The sequence below is a fragment of the Chitinophaga silvisoli genome (assembly GCF_003412465.1).
GTDB lineage: Bacteria > Bacteroidota > Bacteroidia > Chitinophagales > Chitinophagaceae > Chitinophaga > Chitinophaga silvisoli.
Genome location: NZ_QTJV01000004.1, coordinates 1 through 20,261 on the forward strand (window position 1 = coordinate 1; position 20,261 = coordinate 20,261).

Consider the following 20,261-nt stretch of genomic DNA (forward strand, 5'->3'; position numbering starts at 1 on the left):
TGACCATGTAATAGTACCGTTTGATGAGGCGCTAAGGTTGATGGAGGTAGTAGCACAAGTCAGAACAGCTGGTGTTGATATTGACAATGTCGGTTTAGTACCGTCCTGAGTGACTGTTACACTATCCGTTGTAGTACAACCATTCGTGCCTTTCGTGGTTACGTAATATTTGCCAGCGGCAGATACTGTGATTGGGTTCACTCCTGCATTATAACCTGACCATGTAATCGTACCGTTTGATGTGGCGCTAAGGTTGACGGAGGTATTAGAACAGGTTAGAACAGCTGGTGTAGCTATTAACAATGTTGGCTTGGTGATATCCTGAGTAACTGATACACTATCTGTTTTAGTACAACCATTCGTACCGCGGCCGGTAACATAATATTTACCTGCGGTTGAAACTGAGATTTGATTTAATCCTTCATTGTAACCTGTCCATGTAATTGTACCGTTGGAAGAAGCGACAAGGTTAATAGAGGTAGTAGTGCAGGTCAATGTTCCCAGAACGGTTACAGATAATGTCGGTGTAGAAATATCTTGATTTACAGTTATGCTATCTGTGCTTGTACAACCATTGGCTCCTTTTGCAGTTACATAATACTTGCCTGGAGCTGTTACTGTGATCGGATTTACCCCCACATTAAACCCAGACCATGTTATTGTACCATTTGAGCTGGCAGTAAGCGCAACGGAAGTAGTGGTACAACTTAAAACAGCAGGTGTAGTTACTGACAAGGTAGGTCTAGCAATATCCTGTGCCACAGTTACACTATCTGAAATAGTACAACCATTGGCTCCTTTTGCAGTTACGTAATACTTGCCTGCAGCTGTTACTGTAATTGGATTCACACCTGCATTAAAACCAGACCATGTTATAGTACCATTTGAGCTGGCAGTAAGCGCAACGGAAGTAGTGGTACAATTTAAGACAGCAGGTGTAGTTACTGACAAGGTAGGTCTAGCAATATCCTGTGTCACCGTTACACTATCTGAAATAGTACAACCATTCGCGCCGCGCGCAGTTACGTAATACTTGCCTGGTGCTGTTACTGTGATCGGATTCACACCTGCATTATAACCGGACCATGTTATTGTACCATTTGAGCTGGCAGTAAGCGCAACTGACGTAGTGGTACAATTTAAGACAGCAGGTGTAGTTACTGTCAAAGTTGGTCTAGCAATATTCTGTGTCACCGTTACACTATCTGAAATAGTACAACCATTTGTGCCGCGCGCAGTTACGTAATATTTGCCAGGAGCTGTTACTGTAATCGGATTCACACCTGCATTAAAACCAGACCAGGTTATTGTACCATTTGAGCTGGCAGTAAGCGCAACTGACATAGTGGTACAATTTAAGACAGCAGGTGTAGTTACTGACAAGGTAGGTCTAGCAATATCCTGTGTCACCGTTACACTATCTGAAATAGTACAACCATTCGCGCCGCGCGCAGTTACGTAATACTTGCCTGGTGCTGTTACTGTGATCGGATTCACACCTGCATTATAACCGGACCATGTTATTGTACCATTTGAGCTGGCAGTAAGCGCAACAGAAGTGGTAGTACAATTTAACACAGCAGGTGTAGTTATTGTCATAGTTGGTCTAGTAATATCCTGTGTCACCGTTACGCTATCTGAAATAGTACAACCATTCGCGCCGCGCGCAGTTACGTAATACTTGCCAGGAGCTGTTACTGTAATTGGATTCACACCCGCATTATATCCAGACCATGTTATTGTACCATTGGAGCTGGCAGTAAGCGCAACGGAAGTGGTAGTACAATTTAACACAGCAGGTGTAGTTATTGTCATAGTTGGTCTAGCAATATCCTGTGTCACCGTTACACTATCTGAAATAGTACAACCATTCGCGCCGCGCGCAGTTACGTAATACTTGCCAGGTGCTGTTACTGTGATCGGATTCAAGCCTGCATTATAACCGGACCAGATTATTGTACCATTTGAGCTGGCAGTAAGCGCTACTGAAGTAGTAGTACAATTTAAAACAGCAGGTGTCGTTACTGACAAGGTAGGTTTAGTAATATCCTGTGCTACTGTTACACTATCTGAAATAGTACAACCATTTGTGCCGCGCGCAGTTACGTAATACTTGCCAGGAGTTGTTACTGTAATTGGATTCACACCCGCATTATATCCAGACCATGTTATTGTACCATTTGAGCTAGCAGTAAGCGCTACGGAAGTAGTTGTACAATTTAACACAGCAGGTGTAGTTATTGTCATAGTTGGTCTAGCAATATCCTGTGTCACCGTTACACTATCTGAAATAGTACAACCATTCGCGCCGCGCGCAGTTACGTAATATTTGCCAGGAGCTGTTACTGTAATCGGATTCACACCTGCATTATAACCAGACCATGTTATTGTACCATTTGAGCTAGCCGTAAGCGCTACGGAAGTAGTATTACAACTTAAAACAGATGGTGCAGTTACGGACAAAGCAGGTTTAGTAACATCCTGCATCACCACCACCTGACTACTCCCCTTACACCCCGTAACCGGATTCGTCACCGTCAGTATATACGCACCCGCCACACTCACGGAAGGATTCTGCAATGTAGATGTAAATCCTGCAGGCCCCGTCCAACTATACCCCACTCCCGCCATTGTTGAACTACCTGACAAAGTAACCGATGTCACACTACATGAAAGCCCTCCACTCACCACTGCTGTCGCAACCGGTGCCACCAATGACTGCCTCACCGTCAAAGTATCCATCCCCGTACACCCCGTAGCCGGATTCGTCACCGTCAGGATATAATCACCCGCCACACTCACAGATGGATTCTGTAATGTAGACGTATATCCTGCAGGCCCAGTCCAACTAAATGCCACTCCCGCCGTTGTTGAACTACCTGACAAGGTAACCGCCGTCACTGCACAAGTCAATGAATCCTTCACCGTTGCTATCGCCGTTAATGTCCCTGCAGCCGCCGCATTCACCTTCACATTGTCCACATAATAAAATTCATCCGTTCCCGTTGCCCTGGCACGAACCACCAACTGCAAAGTACTCCCACTCAGCAAAGTAGATGTAGACACATAAGAATACGTCGTGCTATGCCCATTAATATCCGACTTCTTCTCCGCAAAAAGCACCTCTGCCCCACCATTCAATTTATAATAAAACCGCAGGTAATCCGCATACACTCCCGCATCATTCATCACCGCTCCTCCCGTCACACCACTCCTCACATTCGCACCTATACTTACATTCGTCTTCCCCGAAATATCTATCACCCCTGATGTCCACACCCCCTCTCCGGAGGTTCCAATACCACTTATCCTAAACTCGTTATTCAACACTGAAAATAAACTACCAGACGGATAGGTCACACTCCAGGATGTGGGCCCATTATCACTCGTAGTCCCACTCGTCAAAGTAAAGTCCTCATTCCAGATCGTTGCCGTTGTAGATACATTATTCACCACCGTCACCGTCTGACTAGCAGTACACCCATTCACAGGATTCGTCACCGTCACCGTATAATCCCCCGCCACACTCACAGATGGATTTTGTAAGGTAGAAGTATACCCTGCAGGCCCCACCCACTTATAAGTCACTCCTGCTGTAGCTGAACTCGCAGTCAATATCACTGTAGCCGATCCGCAGGACAATGGCCCACTCACGCCAGCCGTCACAACTGGCACTGTTACAGACTGTTTCACTGTCACCGTATCCTTGCCCTTACATCCTGTTGATGGATTCGTCACCGTCAGAATATAATCCCCCGCCACACTCACAGAAGGATTCTGTAATGTAGACGTAAACCCTGCAGGCCCACTCCAACTATACGTCACACCCGCCGTAGCTGAACTACCTGACAATGTCACGGATGTCACACTACAAGTCAGCGAATCTTTCACCGATGCCAGTGCCGTTGGATAGCTCATCACATTTGCTCCTGTCAAACTTACATTATCAAAGAAATACCGCTCCGTAGGATCAGAATTTCTAGCCCTGATGATCACCTGTAAACTACTTCCATTCAATGCCGCTGAACTAATTGTCACCTGCGCTGTCCCCGTAGTCGTATTTCCTATCCCCGCATAATCCTCATACACCAATACCTCTGCCCCACCATTCAATTTATAATACACCCTCATGTAATCGTCACTCTCAAACGCATCATTCGTACTCGCCGTCTCACTCCTCAGATCCGCCGCTATCACCACATTCGTCTTCCCCGAAATATCCACCACACCAGAAGACCAGGTCGTTTCCCCAGCGCCCGTATAAGCTACCTTAAACTCATTATTTTGTACCGATGCCGTTCCCGTACCATTGCTTACAATCGTCCATGGCGTACTACCAGTATCAGCTATGACCCCATTCGCAAATGTGAAATCCTCCAGCCAAAACACTGCCGGTGTTGTTGATACTGACTCCACCACTACTGACTTCGAAGCGGTGCATCCATTCACCGGATTCTTCACCGTCACCGTATACGTGCCTGCCACATTTACTGATGGCTTTTGTAAGGTAGAGGTATACCCCGAAGGTCCTGTCCAGCTGTACGTTGCATTCGCCACCGTTGAACCTGCGCTCAACGTCACACTTGTCAAACATCCCAATACAGCTCCACTTGCATCCAGATCCGGAATCACCTTATTCTCTGTCACTGTTGCCGTGGCGGAAACCGTACACCCCGTAGGCAATGTTGCTATTACCGTATAGACACCCGCCGCGGACACAGTAGGATTCTGCGTTGTTGACGTAAATCCATTAGGTCCTGTCCATGCATAAGATGAAACCGTTCCACTGGGTGTAACCGTTATCGTTGCATTGCTCACACAAGTCACCGGTCCACTCACCGCTGTGGCCAGGGTGACTGCCGGATTTATTGCACTTACCTTTACATTGTCGAAATAATAAAACTCATCCGTACCTGTCGCCCTTGCCCTTACTACTATCTGCAAGGTATTGCCCGTAGGGATGGATACTGAGAAGGTAGTATTCGTGGTACTATGATTATTGATCGCAGATTTCTTTTCATAAAACAAGACCTCTGCCCCGCCATTCAATTTATAATAGAACCGCAGGTAATCCGCATATTCCCCCGTATCATTCATTACCGCTCCACCTGTAACTGAACTTCTTACCGCGCCTGATATGGTCACTCCCGTCTTCCCTGTCATCGTCATACTTCCGGATGTCCAGACACCTTCTCCTGTTGTACCAATCCCACTTACCCTGAATTCATTATTCAGCACAGAAAAAAGGCTCCCTGAAGGAGATGTCACACTCCACGCAGTAGTTCCATTATCTACCGTTGTTCCACCTGATAAAGTAAAGTTCTCCTCCCAGGTGGTCGCCACGGCATTGCCCGCCGTTACTGACACTGTCTGTGATGTTTTACATCCATTCGCAGGATTGGTCACCGTCACTGTATAATCTCCCGCTGTACTCACCGTAGGTTGCTGCAAAGTTGAGGTAAACCCGGAAGGTCCAGTCCAGCTATACGTTGCATTCGCCAAAGAGGATGAAGCTGATAATACTACACTGGAAGCACAAGCCAATGAACCACCCGTTGCCGTCAGATCTGGGGGTGTCTTATTCTCCGTCACGGTTACGGAAGCAGTACCTGTACCTGCACTGCTAGTCCCTGTGACAGTATAAGTACCCGCCGTGCTGACAGTAGGATTTTGTGATGTAGATGTAAACCCATTGGGGCCAGTCCAACTATAGGTAGTACTACTTGCTGAGGAGCTTGCAGAAAGTGTTAGTGAAGGAGAAGAACAGGTCAGCACACCGCTGTTGGCAGCTGTAGCCGTCACTGTAATACCCGTGCCGGCACAGGGACCTTTTTCTTTGAAAACCCGGTATTGTTCTATGTAATACTTTGAAGTCTGGGTACCTCCATTATTATAATTGTAGATTCTCACTACCAATTGCACACTACTACCATTCAGTAAACCAGAAGTAAAATCCAGTGTACCAAAATTCCCCGTCCTGGAATCTAACAATGTCTCCGCCCCGCCATTGATTTTGTAGTAGATCTTCACATATTCGGAGCTATTCATATCACCCTCCGCCGTGATCTTGACCGCTGCCTGCCAGTCTGTATACCCGGCAGTAGAAAAGACTTGCGAATACCACACACCTTCTCCACCCAACTCCTGCGCAGTCAGACGATTTGATTTCACAGCAAAATAACCTGTGCTCAATACTTTCGACGCATCCAGGTACCAGCCGGTAGATGAATTGTCTACAGTAGTGCCATTTGCCCCCGAAAATGTACCGGAGATAATCGGGCATGCAGGACTTGCAAATACAGATGTTCGTACAAATAAAAAAATAACTGCAATGAAAAGCATGCAATGCTTTTGCATTTGGATGTGTTGGAATTTCAAGGGTGTCGATTTTAAGGGATATAGGAATTCACTTCGATGGCCACAGTATTCTATAATGACAATATGTAATATTATAGAATATCTTAACAAGGATTACTAATAAAAGTAGCGCTGGACCTTAAAAAGCAGGACAATGGCGTGGATTAAAATGAGTAAGCAGGGTATAAGTATAAGAGTATCATTCCCCTGAAAGGATGAGTACCGTTTATTGAGTAAAAGGGGTATATTACTGAGTATAATCGCTATTTCAGGTGAAGTGCACGTGCAAATTCTTTAAACTCTTCCAGGTTGGCCGCCAGGTCTTTTTTTGCAAAACACTCTATAAACACTGAGCTGCCATTTCGCTCCAAAATGCATATATATAACAGGCTTCGCTGCTCACTTTTTTCATCATACACTTCTGTTTCATAGGCATTGTGTCCATTTATATTTTCCCAATGATTGTTTTTTACTTCCGTTCCGGTAAATCCATATTCCTGTGCCCCGCCTATTAAAATTTCAGCAAATTTGTCAAGCGACATGGAATCATTTATCGGCATTTGTGCCATCAATATATAAGGGTTCTCCTCTTCTTTAGGAATTGCTTTACCATCCGGTGTATAGGTATACAGTCCGCCTTCGTAATTATAAAACCGAAATTTTGAATCCTTCTCATCTATTGAAAAAAGAGCCGTTTCAAAAGGATCCATTTTCTTATCCCTTTCATAATACATACTATTCAGCGCTGCTAAAATTTCCTTCCCTCTCTGCTCATTATTCTTCGGATATGTGGTCAGTACCATCGTGGAAAATGTCGTATCGCCAAACAATACGGCATACCCCTTCAGCTCCTCACCCTGCTGAACTGCTACATATTTTGCATTATAGCCATTCACTTTGATTTCTTTGTATTCAAGTACTTTCAAACCTTTCTGCTCAAATCCTTCCTTTGTAAAGATCTCACTATCGGTCGCAAAACTCTTACCCGGCAGATCATGTACCACCATCGCTGCACTATCACTAATCTCAAGACCTACAAAGCCTTCTCCTATTTTAGCATCCGGCGGCAGTACGACATACAATCTTGTACCGGGTATATTCACATGTTGACTGGTCTTCTTATTATTGATAACGGATTGAATGCCATGTTTACAGGCACTTAAGCCCAATACCAGGAGCAGGAAGCATACTTTCTTCATTGAGACAGGGATATTTCTGCTATGATACGCCAACTTTTTATAGAAAACCAGGACTTTGATCAGAAACACCTGAATTTTGACTAAGCCAAAGCGTAATTCAGCTAAATCTTCCTTCCCGGATTCCCTGACTTTTGTAAAAAAAAACAATGAAAGCAATCAGAGTTCACGCCTTTGGCGGCCCGGAAGTCATGCAACTGGATGAATTACCGGTTCCTGTTCCCGCTGCCGATGAGATCCTGGTAAAAGTCTACGCCTCCAGCGTAAACCCTGCAGACTACATTATTCGTCAGGGGGGAAACGAGCTGCTGAGACCACTCTTAAAATTACCTTTAGGCCTGGGATTGGATGCCGCTGGGGTGGTAGCTTCCGTAGGTGCTGATGTGAAGGATTTCAAAGTTGGCGACAAGGTATACGGCGTGCCGAACTTCCCGGGCGATGGCAGCTATGCTGAATACCTGGCGGCAAAGGCTATCCAGTTTGCCCCCATGCCTGCCAACATCAGTTTTAATGAAGCGGGTGCCCTTCCCTCCTGTGCCCTCATTGCCTGGAATGCGATCGTGGACCTGGGCAGGGTGAAGGCAGGGCAAAAAGTTCTCATCCACGGTGCTGCCGGTGGTGTTGGCAACCTGGCTGTACAGTTTGCCAAAGCCAGGGGTGCTTATGTAAGCGGCACCGCCTCTCCGCATAATTTCGACTTTCTGAAAGCACTGGGTGCCGATGAGGTGATTGACTACAATACACAGGATTTTGCACAGCTGCTGCAGGACATCGATCTGATCTTTAATGCCTCCCCGGTACGCGATCAAAGTATAAGACTGAAGTCGGCCGCAATCATCAAAGAAGGTGGTACCTTTGTTTGCTCCCAGCTGGATAGTCCTTTTAACGAGGAGACGAAAGCAGCGTACCAGGCAAAAGGCGCTACCTGCTCCATGGTAGGCGGAGGCAGTATCAGTTACACCTCTTCCCTGGCTGGTACTACCCAACTGATCGAAGCTGGTAAGGTAAGATCAGTGGTAAGCAAGGTTTATCCACTGGCAAATGTAGCCGATGCGCACAGGGAAAGTGAGACAAAACATGTACGTGGCAAATTAGTGATTGAAATCAGAAAAGAAAACTAATGGAGGTAAAGCGTTTCAGAACAATCAGTGAATTTCAGCAGTTCAGGCATCTGCCTAAACCGGATCATCCTTTGATCAGCGTATTCGAAGTAGCATCTGCCACCCGGGAAGGTCTTCAGGAAGAAATGAGCTGGCTGTATGACTTCTATTGTATTGGGCTGAAAAAAGTGGTGAATTCCCAAAAGGTAAAATTAAAATACGGGCAACAGGCATATGACTTCAATGAAGGCATCATGTCTTTCGTAGCACCTAACCAGGTATTAAGTTTATCTTTTGAAGAAGATGATCAAAGCATTCAACAATCGGGATGGCTCTTAATGGTCCATCCCGATTTCCTGTGGAATACCACGCTGGCCAAAACAATTAAACAATACGATTTCTGGGATTACTCCGTGCGCGAAGCCCTCTTCCTTTCAGAAAAAGAAGAAGAGCTCCTCATTGGCATCATGAAGCATATCCGGCAGGAATGCACATCCAATATTGACCAGTTTAGCAAAAGCATCATCGTTGCCCATCTTGAAACATTCCTGAGCTATTCTGACCGATTTTATCACCGTCAGTTTATCACCAGAGAAAAACAAAATCACCAGGTACTGGAGCGCCTGGAACAAATACTGAATGCCTATTTCAACAGTGATGATTTACTATCAAAAGGCCTCCCCACTGTAGCACAGGTAGCCCAGTCTTTAAACCTATCGCCTAAATATTTAAGCAGTCTGCTCAAGGTGCTGACGGGTCAAAATACCCAGCAGCACATACATGAGAAGCTGATTGAAAAGGCGAAGGAAAAATTGTCCACGACGAACCTGTCCGTCAGCGAAATCGCTTACGAACTGGGGTTTGAACACCTGCAATCCTTCAGTAAATTGTTTAAAACGAAGACGAACCTGTCGCCTTTGGAATTCAGGGCATCATTCAATTAACCGGGTTTTCAGCGTTTCATTGCCCGGCAGGTCAACGGCAATAATAGCCACCGTGGTCCCGGGCGGCAAAACGGCTGCTTTATAAAACCAATCCACACCATTGCGCCCCAATACAGCTTTCCCCTTTTCCAGGATCCTGCCTGCCGAATCAGACACCCGTATTTCGACTGCTGCTACCCTAAATTCGTCTTTTGCCGTCACGACTACTGTCGTGTCTTCAAAACGGATATTTTGCACCTCAGGGGCCTTAAAAGCATCTTTTATCGCCATGTTGTAGGCATTCTGCCCCGGACCTGCTTTTGATTGATAATAAGCCTTTAATTCGGGATCCTTCAGGATCGTTTTGGCGTAAGCGGCCGCTTCCTGTAGTCTATACCGTGCTTCCAGCTGCTTCTGTGTGGGTTTCTTCTTCGAGGGGCCACGTTTTTTGGCCATAATCATCTGACCGTTCCTCCTGTAAATCGTAATCTGGTCGCCGATTGTACCTGTGACCATCTGTAATAAAATATTGTCTTTTATCAGTGCCATAACAAACAATTTGTGGTGTTGATATTAAGTTACAATTAATAGCCCGGCTTTAGTGCTATAAGATCAGTAAATGAGTACTAATACACCATCATATGTTCACTTCGATATCGAATCGATATAAACGTGGACTTATGGTGGACTTATGATATACTTATGATGTAGGTATGATGTAGGTATGGATATAAAGGTATATCAAAAAAGGTGTCCCTTACGAGACACCTTTTAAGTTTTTATCTTTTTTAAACTTTTATGTCAGTCATCCCCAATTAAAAGCGTACCGACTAGTTTTTTTTGCCGAAGGAAAGCGGTATAATATGCGCTGTTGATCCTTAACAACAGGGTATCTCCTATATTCACGCCTTCCTCATTATACAAGCCCGCACCACTATTCTTATCGTAAGTAAAGCTGGTTTTAGGAGAGAGGATCCATACCGTATCTCCCGTATCGTTTTCAATGCATACATATGCAGAAGAGGGAACGAGCAAATCATTACGACTGGAATCTTTTTGAGGAAACTGCTCTAATATGATATAGTTTCCATAGACTTCCGGCAGCGAGTCCACCGCATACTTTACAGACACGATGTGATCATGCTGCGTATGGCAGGCGCACAACATGGCTGATAACAGTATAATCACTGAAAAATTTATGCTCATTTTTTGGGAGTATTAGCAGTAGGTATATTATTCCGGTTCAGGCTGCCCCCCTTATACTGGTTCTCCGCAAATTTAAGTTGATTTACCAGCAAATTATTGCCCGGTGAGAAGTACTTCAAAGTGCTAAACTGGTAGCCTGTCTGATACATCAGGTTATCATTATGTGTATCGTCTTTCAGCTGCAGACCGGAAGGAGCACTTTTTTCGTTAGGGTGCCGGAGTCCTAATGTATGTCCTAATTCGTGCGGCACTGTTTTTTGATTTTTCCCATTAATGATATTTTTCACGGCCAGTTCATTGATCATGACATGTTTCCCTCCTATAGGCGCTCTTCCCAGCGTAATACCTTTGTCCTCATCGCTGGGCAATGCGGATGCGGGTACGATTTCGATCAGGTGATCGTCTTTGGCCAGTTCCTTTTTACTGTTTATCACCCTGATATCGATGTCTATAGTCACATAAGCCTCGGGGGCATCAGCATAGGTGACGTTCAGGGGAACACCGGGGATCTTACTGATGTTCTCTGTTTCCTTGATATGACGGGAATACGCTGTTTGAATCTGGGCGATTGCAGCTTTCTTAAATTTCTCCACATCCTCCGCCTTTGTTTTACCTGAACTCAGGATCGCTCCTTTAAATTTCAATTCAAAGTGTTGTATGTTATCATGGTCCGTAAATGATGACACCACCCAGTCTCTGCCATCCGGGTCAACCCTTGATATAGGATTGTTATCGGTGAAGTTATAGGGCGATGAACCGGGATGCTTGCCCGACAGCGGGTCACTGGACATAAATTTGAGTAATTGCTCCGGTTTCAGGTCCTTGGTAGCCAGTATGCTGTCATGTGCACCCAGCATCAGTACGATGTTCTTTTCTGCATCGAATGCCATGGCTTTGACAGGTGATGTAGTATCCCAGTTGCTCACATACAGCAGTTCTTTTATCCCCGTTTCATACCTTGTATCTGATTGATGGCCAAAGACGGCGTAGGGGTCTTTACCTGTATCCTGGCAATACGTGCTTACAGAAAATATTAGTAAGCCATACAGCAATATATGCTTCTTCATGTTGGATTATTTCAATGTTTATTTAGTAGCCACGACAGCTCTTTTCTTCTTTTCCTTTTCTACGGATTGCACCCATTCTTCATATAGTTCGGCAGGCAATTCCTTATAGCCCAGCTGATCTATTTTCTTCATGTTCTCCTGGTAATGGCCATAGTTTTTGTCTATGACAGCCTGGTCCGGCTTTGGCTTTTTGGCCTCTGCAAGACAGATAGACTTATAATAATTTGCCCGGGTCATCAACAATGGGATACACCTGGGATAATAGCTGAGTGCAGTATTGACTACTTTTAATACAAAGGCATCATAGCCATGCTGAAACTGATAGGCACTGGCCAGGTTGAGCATCGTTAAGGCAATGGATTCCTTTGGACTTAAAGGACTCATGTAAGTGCCCTGTCTGATCGCTTCTACTGAAATGCCCAGTTCCTTGATAATCCATTGATCTCTCGGGAACCCCGCATTTGTCAGTTCGACATTTGTCCATTGACCCTTTTCATCAATATGCTTTATATAAAGATGATTGGGTGCTAATGCCAGGCTGGCACTGGCACCTATTTCCTCGCAGAGGATCTTATAGTAAGTGGGGAGAGAATTACAATTCCCGCTCCTGGTTTTCATCAATTTGGTTACGAACATCTTGCTCCAGTCTTCGTCACCCATAAAATCGGTGAAGTCGTAGGTAAAAGGCTTGTAATTGTTCAGGGCTGTGCTGTCCATCATGTAGGTGTACACTGCCCAGTTAGGCGCGGTTTTGTATTTTTCAAGCCCCCGCTGTTTAATCAGGTCCTTTAGCTTTCGGCCAGTGCTGGCGATGGAATCGCAGAATTCCTGGTAACTCAGTCCTCCATTGTAAAAAACGTTTTCAGTGAGGAAGACTGCCCGTTTAAAATTGATTGGCTTTTCTCCTTTGAGCATTTGTACTTGTTCAGCGAATGCGTTTTTATAGGATTCCGGGTTGCTGGTTTGTCCGATAGCAGCATGGGCCAGGATGAACAGGAAGATGATTATTGTCCGGGTCTTTTTCATAGGTATGGCATTATGCCAGGGTTCGCGCTTCTTGCAATGTACAGTTAAGAATAATGGGCGAAAAATAATAAATATTTTCAATACCTTAAAGAAGAATGTAATAAGTGCTGAATGATATCCAGTACAGTCAATTCTATATCAAAGCATTAGCACCAGCATACAGTTTTTAATCATTATATTCATTGTATGGCGACAGCTCCATTCATTAAGGCCCGGCAAATGGCTGCCCGGTTCAATCTATTTGTCAGTTTGTTCTGGACAGTGCTGTGCCTGGGGCCGGCCGCCTGGTATTGTTATTTGTATGTGCCGCCTGGCTGGCTCTGGGTGCCAGGTGCTGCTTCACTGCTGCCTTATTTTGTACCGAAGAGTTGGCTGAACCATTATGCTTCAACAGGGTTTTATGAACGGATAGGTGTGCGGGGACTACTGAAATTTGTGCAGCATGGGAAGCTGGTAAATGGGATGATCAGGAAACGCTACCCTGGGTACAGGATCATCTATAACAGTGAGACCATTCATAGAAAGGTGGAAGAGACCTATATGTTTGAGCGGTTCCATTATGGGCTTTTCCTTGCGTTGCTGATTCTTACCTTTCATGCCCGGAATTGGTATTGGATACTTGTAATATTGGTCTGCAATATTGGGTATAATGTATATCCTGTTTTCATGCAGCAGTATGTAAGATTAAGGTTAAAAGCCTCCAGACATAAAATCTGAAGGCTTTCGGTTATTTCACTATCTTTTCATCACTTACCTGGCTAATTACTTCATCCAGTTTAAAAAAATTCTTCTCATCCGGATGTACTTTTAATTGATAATTTTCACTGGCGAAAAAGGAATTATAATCATCCATAGAAGAGAAATAGATATCAGTAATTGCATCGTAAGTGGCAGGAGGAAAACCGGCTACATCAACAGGATGAGACACCACATATTTCCTCACGTACTTTTCTGTTTCAGGAATAGACATAAACAAAGGCGCATGAATGTTCCTGTGATATTGAACAAAGTCTTCCCTGCTCATGCCTTCCAGCCGGTGAATTAAAAATGTAAATTTCAGCATATCTTTATTTTGCCTGCAAAGCTATTTTTTGGGAAAGCGGATGGCAATACCCGCACAATTTTATGCGGATATTTGCAGTACAATTGTTTTCACCTTATTTTATTGTTTATGTATAAGAAAAAGGTACCTGTTCAGATTAATTGCGGTTTACATTTTTTCAAGGAATTATTGAATGGTAAATGGAAGCTGATGTTGGTTTATTATATTTCACAGGGATTCCGGAGACCCGGTCAGCTGCAGGAGAAAATACCGAACGGCGACCGCAGGGTATTGGATAAGCAACTGGGGGAACTTGTGAACCATGGCTTCCTGAATAAGAAAGTGTTTAATACCAAGGTACCTAAGGTAGAATATGAACTGACTGATTTAGGCAGGGACTTATTGCCGCTTATTATCACGATAGAGCAATGGGGAGAAGCACATAGACAGGATCTGGAAAAGGTATTGAAGACGGATCCGAAGTTTATGGACGTGCTATAAAAGAACGTGTAACCAAATCCTGTGTACTTGTACCCAAATCCGGGATCCGATTTTATCAACAGGGGAAAACAATGTACATTGCCTCCATGTCAAAATTCAGCCTGGCTTTAGTGATCATTAGCTTCCTTTATGGAAGGGTACGCGGACAGCACTTACCCGTCGCTGTCAATTTTCAAAAATCATATCAGCAACAATCAAGGAGTATTGATGGTAGTCCTGGTAAGAACTACTGGCAGAACGGGGCGAAGTACGCCATCCGCGTGAACTTCAACCCGGATACCAGGGCACTGGCTGGTTCTGAAGGCATCGACTATTATAATAATAGCCCGGATACCTTAAAGAAAGTCGTTTTCAAGCTCTATCCTAATTTGTACCAGGCCCAGGCCATGCGGAATGTGCCAATAGCGGCTGATGATCTGACAAAGGGGGTAAGTATACAAAACATGCAGCTGGATAGTGTAAGCATTGCCGAAAAGAAACGGGTGATCAGGGGTACGAATATGTATGTAACAGGGCTGCGCATTTTACCCGGTCAGCATGTACATTTTGATGTGGACTTCAATTATACCCTTAATAAGACTTCTTTTATACGCACCGGGCAGGTGGATACCGGGGCTTTTATGATCGCCTATTTCTTTCCCCGTATTGCCGTGTATGATGATATAGATGGATGGAATGAATACCCTTATATGGGGAAAGAAGAGTTCTACAATGACTATTGTGATTTTTCAGTGGACCTTACTGTGCCCGGCAATTATGTGGTGTGGGCTACAGGTGAACTGCAAAATGCCACAAAGGTATATCAACCTGGCATTATACAAAGAATACAGCAGGCGCTTGCAGCTGACAGCGTGATTGATATTATCAGCTCTGCAAACTGGGACAATGATGAGGTATTAGTACCCGGCGCTTCACATCACTGGCTGTTTGAGGCAAAGAACGTGACTGATTTTGCATTTGCATTAAGCAGACATTATATATGGAAAGCTGCAGGCGTGCAGGTAGAGGAAAACAGACGCGTACAGGCAAATGCCGTATACAATCCTTTACATCACAGTTTTGAGCCGGTAGTCAATTATATCAGGAAGACAATTGATGTGATTAGTCATCACACGCCGGGGGTTCCTTTCCCCTATCCGCACGAAACGGTCTTCGAAGGCCTGGATGCCATGGAATACCCTATGATGGTAAATAACCTTCCATTTGAAGGTTTAGAAGCGGTGCAGTTTACGATTCACGAAGTATATCACACCCTGTTTCCATTTTATGTAGGCTCAAACGAAACCAAGTATTCATTTATGGATGAAGGCTGGGCTACTTATTCAGAGTTTATGTTATTGAAAGAGATGGGTACTGATTTCAGGGATGAGTATGACCTGCGTTCAATCAACGAAAGTGCGGGTACAGATATTGATATGCCCATTATGACACCGACTGCACAGTTGTACGGGGCTGCGCGGTTTTCAAACAAGGATCTGAAACCGGCCCTGGGCTTCAGGTACCTGCATGAATTGCTGGGTGATGCCCTGTTGAACAAAGCACTCAGGTATTATGTCAGTCAATGGAATGGAAAGCATCCAACCCCATATGATTTCTTTGCGTGTATGAATAAGGGAGCAGGTATAAACCTGGATTGGTTCTGGCAGAACTGGTATTTTGAAAAGAATGTACCTGACCTGGGAATAGACCAGGTGACCGGGAATAGTGTAGTCATTGCAAGAGTGGGTGCCGGTATGGTGCCTGTGCATGTGGAAGTCACTTATACTGATGGTAGTAAAGAACGGATCAGCAGACCTGTTGATTGCTGGAAAGACGGGAAGCGTAAGCTTACGTTACCTTTTACAGCTAAGAAAAAAGTAGCCTGTATACAGCTTGGCGATGATTATGATGCGGATGTAGACCGGGCTAACAATACACGCTGTTTGCAATAATTATACACCCTTTGTTTTGTAATAATAAGCGCCACCGGTAGCCGGCGGCGCTTATTATTTTAGGAGAATAACTTCTTCCAGAATCCGCCATCGCCGGATGCCGGCTTATCGCGCAGCTCTTCCAGCAATTGTACGGCCCGCTCATAGCCCTGATCAGCAGACAACTGCAACCAGTGCTTTGCATGGTCTATATCATTTGGCATACCGCCACGTTGTTCTATATAATACCTGCCTACATTACACTGTGCGACTGCATACCCGGCTTCTGCTGCCCTGTAGAAATAATTGAGTGCTGTTGCATAATCCTGTTCCACACCAAAACCGTTTTCATAGATCCAGCCCAGGTTATTGATAGCGATCACATCATCTTCTTCAGCTGCCTGTTCAAACCAGTAAATGGCCTTTTCATAATCCAGGTATTCACTCTCTTCATCGGACAAGATATTGCCCAGGTCCCGCTGTGCTGCTACTACGCCATTCACCGCTGCCTGTTCCAGCAGTTCCATTGCCAGTTCCGGATCATAGTCCGTATATACACCCTCGTTATAGTACCTGTGCAGGGCATACATTGCATTCGCAGATCCTTTGGAGGCCGCTTTTGTAAACCAGTAAAAGGCAGCATGCTGGTTTTCTTCCACACCGATGCCATTGTCGTACATAGAACCCAGGTTGTACATGCCATGGGGATTATGCATGTAGGCTGATTGCCTGAAATACTCAAAAGCCTTGTCATCCGGATGTTCTGCATTCACGATGCCATTCCTGTACATAAAGCCCAGGTTGACCGCAGCACCGGAAGAACCGTTGTTGGCAGCCCTGAGGTACCATTCAAAAGCAGTGGCATAATCCTGTCCCAGGCGGCCATCATCAAAGAAGCCTGCATAGGAGAACTGGGCAAAGTGATTGCCTTTTTCGGCCGCAGTTCTGACCATTTCCAGGCCCTGCTCTTCCTCCTCCGTATCACCATCTGAATTGACCAGTATATGTAAACCGATATTGAATGTGGCAGCGATATTTCCCATCTGGTGAGCATATTGCATGAGCTGCAGGCCCTGCTCCTTATTCTTCTCTACATGCATACCATTGTAGTACATGGTACCCAGCACATTTGCCGCCAGTGGATTCTGATCAGTATCGTATGATTGCAGTACCAGTTGGTAGGCCTTTTCATAATCTTTAGTCACACCCAGACCATCTTTGTAAATTAATGACAATCTATATGCTGTTGCTGCATCAGTAGGGTCTTTTTCTAATTTCCTTTCGTAGTGGGTTACCTCTTCGTTGACTTTTTGGAGGATTTCATCATAAACTGAATCTCTATACATTATTAATCTATTGATTTCCAAAAAAAGATATCAGCAAATCTAATGAAAATAGCCCATGAGCGGCATCTTTGATTTTAGTAATTAAAGAGGTGGTATTAGTATAGTTTGCCCTGTTGCAATTTGTCAATTTTGAGGTATCAAACAAAAACGATTTACAACATGGCACACAAAAAAACATGGTTCATCACCGGGGCTTCAAGAGGTTTCGGTTTAGACATTACAAAGGCTGTACTGGCTACGGGCGACCAGGTCATCGCCACTGTTCGCAGTAAAGGGGAAGAACTGGCCCGGCAGTTTGACAAGCACCCGGGATTGCTCGTGGTTACCCTGGATGTGACGAATGAAGCACAGGTGCAGGCGGGTATTCAAACCGGGATTGACAAGTTTGGGAAAATCGATGTATTGGTGAATAATGCGGGATATGGTTTGCTTTCCGGTGTGGAAGAGGCAACGGATGCAGAAGTAAAAGCCAATTATGAAGTCAATGTATTTGGTACCTTGAATGTGATCAGGGCGGTATTGCCATTCATGCGTAAAGCAGGTGCAGGGCATATTATCAATATCTCATCTGTAGGTGGGCTTAGCGGTGCTTTCCCGGGATGGGGATTGTATTGTTCCACCAAATTTGCAATAGAAGGAATTACGGAAGCACTGGCACTGGAAGTAGCACCGCTGGGCATAAAAGCGACGGTGGTATCACCGGGATTTTTCCGGACCAATTTCCTGGATCAGAGTTCATTGATCAGCAGTGCCCAACAGATTGGGGATTACAAAAAGACTGTTGGTGCAGTCCGTGATTTCGCTGCACAGATCAATTACAAGCAACCCGGTGATCCGCAGAAGCTGGCACTGGCATTCGTTCAGCTGGCCAGCTCAGCTAACCCGCCGGTACATCTTTTACTGGGGAATGATACACTGGCAATGTACCGTGAAAAGACAAAGGCCCTGGAAAACGATATTGAGAACTGGTATGAAACGACTACCGGCACCGATCATGATGATGTGGCAAAAAAGTAATAGATTTATGATTGTGGACAGCAAAATTATAGATACACTTCGTCACCTGCCGGATATGATCCCGATGTTGCGGGAGTCATATCCGGACTGGAACATCCGGGTATTTAACCGGGAGGAGCAGGATTGCAGTAATTACCTGTCGCCTAACCGGCGGGATTTTTACAAGGCATTGCTGATCTCCAGGGGTGCGGGGGTATTTACGATGGGCTTGCATACGTATTATATTGATGAGCCCACCCTGCTGTTTATTCATCCCAATGATATTATTTCATGGCGCAATCTTTCTACAGAAGCAGCCGGTTATTATGTACTCTTTAAGAAGGATTTCATTAATCAGCATGTGCAGTTGAAAACGGTGATTGATAAGTTTGGGCTTTTCTCTCAGAAGATGAAAAGTGTGATCCGCCTGAATGAGGATGAAGTATCCCGTGTGAGTGAGTATTATGAGAAGATGAAGGAAGAGGAACTGGCGGAAACTGTCTACAAAGAAGATGCGATCCAGGCGTTGTTGCAACTGCTGATGGTGGAGAGTATGAAGATATCCAGGCATCCGAAACCCGATGAGGTAACAGGCGATTACAGGCAGATTCACCAGTTTTTTGACCTGCTGGAAAAGGAGACAGCAGTGATTAACTACGCTACGCCTATCCGGATCAGAACAGCGAAGGAGTTTGCAAGAAGCATGGATATGCACCCCAATTACCTGAATGCCTTGCTGAAAAAACATACGGGTGAAAATGCGAGTACGCATATCCGTAACCGGATCTTAGACGAAGCGAAAACATTGTTATTACAAACTGACTGGAGTCTGCAGGACATCAGTTATAGTATAGGGTTTGCCGACCAGCCGGGGTTCAACCTATTTTTCAAGAAGAATACAGGGTTTACGCCGGCTGAATTCAGGAAAAAGACTTAGTCTACATCCAGCTGGTATTTATAGAGCAGTGCTTCCAACTGAAATACGTTGAATTTTGCCTTTTTCATTTTATTATATTCTGGTTCGATAGAGAAGTTGAGTGCTCCTCTGAAGTCTGCTTTTTCCAGGTTTGTATTAGAGAAACGGGTGAGTGTTAAATCGGATTGTGTGAATTTACATGCTGTGAGGTCGGCATCTGAGAAGTCAGCTTCTTTCAAAGAGCAATCAATAAAAGGTGTGTTTTTCAGGTTCCTGCCTAAGAAGACGGCGTAGTTCAGGTTACACTTTTCGAACTGAAAAGAGAACATGAGTTTACTACAGGGCGAGAAGTTGACACCGAGGAGTTTGCATTCAGTGAAGACTGCATTTCTGAAGCCGCTGTTCTTTACGGAGGCCATTGAAAAATCGCAGCCATCGAAGGTGCAGTCCTCGAAAGTGATATTAGAAAGATCACAATTACTAAAAATGCATTTCTCGAATTTACATTTATAGAATTCCCAATTTTTCAGTGGCGTTTCAGTGAAATCAATTGACGAGAATACCTCTCTTTCGTAAAACTTTTCTTCTTTATCGTCCCATGTAGTTTTCATGGTATTAAGGTAACAAAAAGAGGTTGTATCAAAATTAAATTTCCGGTAATTAAATCGGATACCT

General features: G+C 44.7%; 16 protein-coding genes. 7 read left to right on the forward strand and 9 right to left on the reverse strand.

All coding sequences use genetic code 11. From position 1 onward, the window contains the following. Both DXN04_RS12015 and DXN04_RS12020 read right to left on the reverse strand, forming a co-directional pair. A partial coding sequence (locus DXN04_RS12015) for a hypothetical protein (RefSeq protein ID WP_147319906.1) occupies positions 1-6,357 on the reverse strand: 6,357 nt, incomplete at its 3' end. A gap of 263 nt (positions 6,358-6,620) precedes the next feature. Then, positions 6,621-7,556 (reverse strand): hypothetical protein, encoded by a 936-nt coding sequence (locus DXN04_RS12020; protein ID WP_147319907.1) that lies wholly within the window; start codon positions 7,554-7,556, stop codon positions 6,621-6,623. 146 nt (positions 7,557-7,702) lie between these two features. On the opposite strand from DXN04_RS12020, the gene DXN04_RS12025 reads away from it, so the two are divergent. Both DXN04_RS12025 and DXN04_RS12030 read left to right on the forward strand, forming a co-directional pair. Beyond that, positions 7,703-8,674 (forward strand): NADP-dependent oxidoreductase, encoded by a 972-nt coding sequence (locus DXN04_RS12025; protein ID WP_116853613.1) that lies wholly within the window; start codon positions 7,703-7,705, stop codon positions 8,672-8,674. Further along, positions 8,674-9,597 (forward strand): helix-turn-helix domain-containing protein, encoded by a 924-nt coding sequence (locus DXN04_RS12030; RefSeq protein WP_116853614.1) that lies wholly within the window; start codon positions 8,674-8,676, stop codon positions 9,595-9,597. Before DXN04_RS12025 ends, DXN04_RS12030 begins: the two co-directional genes overlap by 1 nt. On the opposite strand, the gene DXN04_RS12035 is transcribed toward DXN04_RS12030, so the two are convergent. The 4 genes from DXN04_RS12035 to DXN04_RS12050 all read right to left on the reverse strand — a co-directional run bounded on the left by DXN04_RS12035 (position 9,586) and on the right by DXN04_RS12050 (position 12,875). Then, a complete protein-coding gene (locus DXN04_RS12035; RefSeq protein WP_116853615.1) occupies positions 9,586-10,125 on the reverse strand; it encodes a hypothetical protein in 540 nt (179 codons plus the stop codon). The genes DXN04_RS12030 and DXN04_RS12035 overlap by 12 nt on opposite strands. A gap of 252 nt (positions 10,126-10,377) precedes the next feature. Then, complete coding sequence (locus DXN04_RS12040; RefSeq protein WP_147319908.1) at positions 10,378-10,782, reverse strand: hypothetical protein; 405 nt, start codon at positions 10,780-10,782, stop codon at positions 10,378-10,380. Next, positions 10,779-11,849, reverse strand: coding sequence for a hypothetical protein (locus DXN04_RS12045; protein ID WP_116853617.1), 1,071 nt, complete (start codon positions 11,847-11,849; stop codon positions 10,779-10,781). The genes DXN04_RS12040 and DXN04_RS12045 overlap by 4 nt, the downstream gene beginning before the upstream one ends. An 18-nt stretch (positions 11,850-11,867) precedes the next feature. Further along, positions 11,868-12,875: a hypothetical protein gene (locus DXN04_RS12050; protein ID WP_116853618.1), complete on the reverse strand. Its 1,008-nt coding sequence runs from the start codon at positions 12,873-12,875 to the stop codon at positions 11,868-11,870. A 186-nt stretch (positions 12,876-13,061) separates the two neighbouring features. Between DXN04_RS12050 and DXN04_RS12055 the strand changes: the two genes are divergently transcribed. Then, the gene (locus DXN04_RS12055) at positions 13,062-13,592 is read left to right on the forward strand and encodes a glycosyl-4,4'-diaponeurosporenoate acyltransferase CrtO family protein (protein ID WP_116853619.1); all 531 of its coding nucleotides are present in this window, start codon (positions 13,062-13,064) and stop codon (positions 13,590-13,592) included. 10 nt (positions 13,593-13,602) lie between these two features. Here the strand turns inward: DXN04_RS12055 and DXN04_RS12060 are convergent, their stop codons facing one another. Beyond that, complete coding sequence (locus DXN04_RS12060) at positions 13,603-13,938, reverse strand: EthD domain-containing protein (protein ID WP_116853620.1); 336 nt, start codon at positions 13,936-13,938, stop codon at positions 13,603-13,605. A gap of 108 nt (positions 13,939-14,046) precedes the next feature. Here DXN04_RS12060 and DXN04_RS12065 point away from each other — a divergent pair, with 108 nt between their 5' ends. Both DXN04_RS12065 and DXN04_RS12070 read left to right on the forward strand, forming a co-directional pair. Then, positions 14,047-14,418, forward strand: a complete 372-nt coding sequence (locus DXN04_RS12065) for a winged helix-turn-helix transcriptional regulator (protein WP_116853621.1) — start codon at positions 14,047-14,049, stop codon at positions 14,416-14,418. An 86-nt stretch (positions 14,419-14,504) separates the two neighbouring features. After that, positions 14,505-16,349, forward strand: coding sequence for a M1 family metallopeptidase (locus tag DXN04_RS12070; RefSeq protein WP_116853622.1), 1,845 nt, complete (start codon positions 14,505-14,507; stop codon positions 16,347-16,349). A 59-nt stretch (positions 16,350-16,408) separates the two neighbouring features. Here DXN04_RS12070 and DXN04_RS12075 read toward each other — a convergent pair whose 3' ends face one another. Then, a complete protein-coding gene (locus DXN04_RS12075) occupies positions 16,409-17,674 on the reverse strand; it encodes a tetratricopeptide repeat protein (RefSeq protein ID WP_116853623.1) in 1,266 nt (421 codons plus the stop codon). A 159-nt stretch (positions 17,675-17,833) separates the two neighbouring features. Here DXN04_RS12075 and DXN04_RS12080 point away from each other — a divergent pair, with 159 nt between their 5' ends. Together DXN04_RS12080 and DXN04_RS12085 are read left to right on the forward strand one after the other, a co-directional pair. Further along, positions 17,834-18,691 carry an oxidoreductase gene (locus DXN04_RS12080; RefSeq protein ID WP_116853624.1) on the forward strand — a complete coding sequence of 286 codons (858 nt, stop codon included), beginning with the start codon at positions 17,834-17,836 and terminating at the stop codon, positions 18,689-18,691. Continuing rightward, a complete protein-coding gene (locus DXN04_RS12085; protein WP_233525574.1) occupies positions 18,645-19,607 on the forward strand; it encodes a helix-turn-helix domain-containing protein in 963 nt (320 codons plus the stop codon). Before DXN04_RS12080 ends, DXN04_RS12085 begins: the two co-directional genes overlap by 47 nt. Here the strand turns inward: DXN04_RS12085 and DXN04_RS12090 are convergent. Beyond that, positions 19,604-20,197: a pentapeptide repeat-containing protein gene (locus DXN04_RS12090; RefSeq protein ID WP_116853625.1), complete on the reverse strand. Its 594-nt coding sequence runs from the start codon at positions 20,195-20,197 to the stop codon at positions 19,604-19,606. The genes DXN04_RS12085 and DXN04_RS12090 overlap by 4 nt on opposite strands. Positions 20,198-20,261: the final 64 nt, after the last annotated feature.

Bases quoted from the DNA above. Each gene is read 5' to 3' on its own strand.
- DXN04_RS12040 (WP_147319908.1), bottom strand. From the start codon at position 10,782: ATGAGCATAAATTTTTCAGTGATTATACTGTTATCAGCCATGTTGTGC.
- DXN04_RS12035 (WP_116853615.1), bottom strand. From the start codon at position 10,125: ATGGCACTGATAAAAGACAATATTTTATTACAGATGGTCACAGGTACA.
- DXN04_RS12045 (WP_116853617.1), bottom strand. From the start codon at position 11,849: ATGAAGAAGCATATATTGCTGTATGGCTTACTAATATTTTCTGTAAGC.
- DXN04_RS12060 (WP_116853620.1), bottom strand. From the start codon at position 13,938: ATGCTGAAATTTACATTTTTAATTCACCGGCTGGAAGGCATGAGCAGG.
- DXN04_RS12070 (WP_116853622.1), top strand. From the start codon at position 14,505: ATGTCAAAATTCAGCCTGGCTTTAGTGATCATTAGCTTCCTTTATGGA.
- DXN04_RS12090 (WP_116853625.1), bottom strand. From the start codon at position 20,197: ATGAAAACTACATGGGACGATAAAGAAGAAAAGTTTTACGAAAGAGAG.
- DXN04_RS12085 (WP_233525574.1), top strand. From the start codon at position 18,645: ATGAAACGACTACCGGCACCGATCATGATGATGTGGCAAAAAAGTAAT.
- DXN04_RS12030 (WP_116853614.1), top strand. From the start codon at position 8,674: ATGGAGGTAAAGCGTTTCAGAACAATCAGTGAATTTCAGCAGTTCAGG.
- DXN04_RS12075 (WP_116853623.1), bottom strand. From the start codon at position 17,674: ATGTATAGAGATTCAGTTTATGATGAAATCCTCCAAAAAGTCAACGAA.
- DXN04_RS12065 (WP_116853621.1), top strand. From the start codon at position 14,047: ATGTATAAGAAAAAGGTACCTGTTCAGATTAATTGCGGTTTACATTTT.
- DXN04_RS12055 (WP_116853619.1), top strand. From the start codon at position 13,062: ATGGCGACAGCTCCATTCATTAAGGCCCGGCAAATGGCTGCCCGGTTC.
- DXN04_RS12050 (WP_116853618.1), bottom strand. From the start codon at position 12,875: ATGAAAAAGACCCGGACAATAATCATCTTCCTGTTCATCCTGGCCCAT.
- DXN04_RS12020 (WP_147319907.1), bottom strand. From the start codon at position 7,556: ATGAAGAAAGTATGCTTCCTGCTCCTGGTATTGGGCTTAAGTGCCTGT.
- DXN04_RS12025 (WP_116853613.1), top strand. From the start codon at position 7,703: ATGAAAGCAATCAGAGTTCACGCCTTTGGCGGCCCGGAAGTCATGCAA.
- DXN04_RS12080 (WP_116853624.1), top strand. From the start codon at position 17,834: ATGGCACACAAAAAAACATGGTTCATCACCGGGGCTTCAAGAGGTTTC.